The 1,977-nt window shown below is 76.0% G+C and carries 3 protein-coding genes; all 3 read left to right on the top strand.

The genetic code is table 11. The features are described from left to right. Nucleotides 1–707, top strand: a 707-nt coding sequence (locus AC2W7J_RS17830; RefSeq protein WP_485984070.1) for an aminotransferase class I/II-fold pyridoxal phosphate-dependent enzyme, incomplete at its 5' end; no start/stop codon positions are given. Nucleotides 708–767: 60 nt separating this feature from the next. Next, nucleotides 768–1,535, top strand: a complete 768-nt coding sequence (gene cobA / locus AC2W7J_RS17825; RefSeq protein ID WP_485984068.1) for a uroporphyrinogen-III C-methyltransferase — start codon at nucleotides 768–770, stop codon at nucleotides 1,533–1,535. Then, a partial coding sequence (locus AC2W7J_RS17820) for an adenosylcobinamide-GDP ribazoletransferase (protein ID WP_485984066.1) occupies nucleotides 1,532–1,977 on the top strand: 446 nt, incomplete at its 3' end. The genes cobA and AC2W7J_RS17820, both read left to right, overlap by 4 nt.

Below are 1,977 nucleotides of genomic sequence, written 5' to 3'. Positions count from 1 at the left end.
CGCGCGACGCGGTCGTCGTGCACCCGCAGTTCACCGAGCCCGAGGCCGCGCTGCGCGCCGCAGGCCACGACGTGCGGCACGTGCTGCTGCGGGCCGAGGACGACTTCGCGCTCACTCCCGAGGCACTCGGGCAGGTCGGCGACGCCGACCTCGTCGTCATCGGCAACCCGACCAACCCGACGGGCGTGCTGCACCCGGCCGACGCCATCCGCACGCTCGCGCGGCCCGGGCGCGTGCTGCTCGTCGACGAGGCCTTCATCGACGCCGTGCCCGGCGAGCGCGAGTCGCTCGTCGGCGGTGACCTCACCGGTCTGCTCGTCGTCCGCTCGCTGACGAAGACCTGGGCCGTCGCCGGCATCCGTGCCGGCTATGTCGTCGGCGACGCCGAGCTCGTCGCGGCCCTCGCCGCGCACCAGCCGCACTGGTCGGTCGGCTCGCTCGCGCTGCGGGTCATGACCGAGACCGCGAACCCCGCCGCCCCTGACCGAGGCGGGGCGCGCCACCGAGGAGCTCGCCGGCTGGCGCCGGCACCTGACCACGGGGCTGCAGGCCCTGGGCATCCCGACCGGCGGCGGCGACGCCCCCTTCGTCCTGGCGCAGGTCGGGGCCGGGGTCCGCGAGCAGCTGCGCGACGCGGGCTGGGCCGTGCGCCGCGGAGACACCTTCCCCGGGCTCGACGCCACCTGGGTGCGGATCGCCGTCCGTGACCCCCACACCATCGACGGGCTGCTGCGAGAGCTGGCCCATCTCTCCCACCGGAGGACCGCATGACCGACGCCACCACCACCGCCACCGGGCGGGTCATCCTCGTCGGCGGGGGGCCCGGCGACCCCGGTCTGCTCACCGTCGCCGGCCGCGACGCGCTCGCCGCCGCCGACGTCGTGGTCACCGACCGTCTGGGCCCGGTCGCCGCGCTCGACGAGATCGCCCCGCAGGCCGAGATCATCCACGTGGGCAAGATCCCGCGCGGCGAGTTCACCCCCCAGGAGCGCATCAACGAGCTGCTCGTCGAGCACGCGCGCGCGGGTCGGACCGTCGTCCGGCTCAAGGGCGGCGACGGCTACCTCTTCGGCCGCGGTGGCGAGGAGTGGAACCACTGCGTCGCCGCCGGCATCGCCGTCGAGGCCGTGCCCGGTGTCTCGTCCGCCTTCTCCGTCCCGGCGCTCGCCGGCATCCCCGTGACCCACCGCGGCCTCTCGCAGGGCGTCGCCGTCGTCTCCGGGCACGTCGGCCCCGACGACACGCGCAGCGAGGTCGACTGGGCCGCCCTGGCAACCTCGCGCTTGACCATCGTCGTCCTCATGGGCGTCGCGACGCTCGGGGCGATCGCCGAGGCGCTCGTCGCCGCTGGCCTGTCCCCCGACACCCCGGCCGCGTGCATCGCGGACGGGGCCACCCCGCAGCAGCGGTCGGTGCGGGCCCCCCTCTCGCAGATCGCCTTCGCGGCGGACGAAGGGGGCTTCGCTCCCCCGGCCATCACCGTCATCGGCGACGTCGTCGACGCCCTCGAGGCACCGGCCCCCACCTCGCCGTGAGTGCGTCCGAAGGGCTGCGCCTGGCGGTCGGGACCTTCACCCGGTCGCCGAGCGGTCGGGTGACGATCACCTCGGACACGGCACGCGCCGCGCTGCTCCTCGCGCCACTCGCCGTCCTCCCCCTGGCGCTCCAGGTCGTCGTCGTCGACGACGTCGAGCGCGCCGCGCTCGTCGCCGCGGGCCTCGCCCTCGGCGTCCTGGCCCACGGCTCACGGGGCATGCACCTCGACGGCCTGGCCGACACGGTCGACGGCCTCGGTGCCGGCTGGGACCGCGAGCGAGCGCTCGAGATCATGCGACGCGGCGACGTCGGCCCGATGGGGGCCGTGGCTCTCGTGATCGTGCTGCTCGTGCAGGTCGGCGCGATCGCTGCTCTGCTCGGCGCCGGCTGGCGAGGCGCGCTCGTCGTGGGGGCCGCGGTCGTGGCGTCCCGGGGCTGCTG

This window comes from Janibacter sp. CFPM2_SD2 (assembly GCF_057364645.1).
Note: the sequence above shows the minus strand (reverse complement) of the source record. Positions and strands in the feature narration are given on the sequence as shown.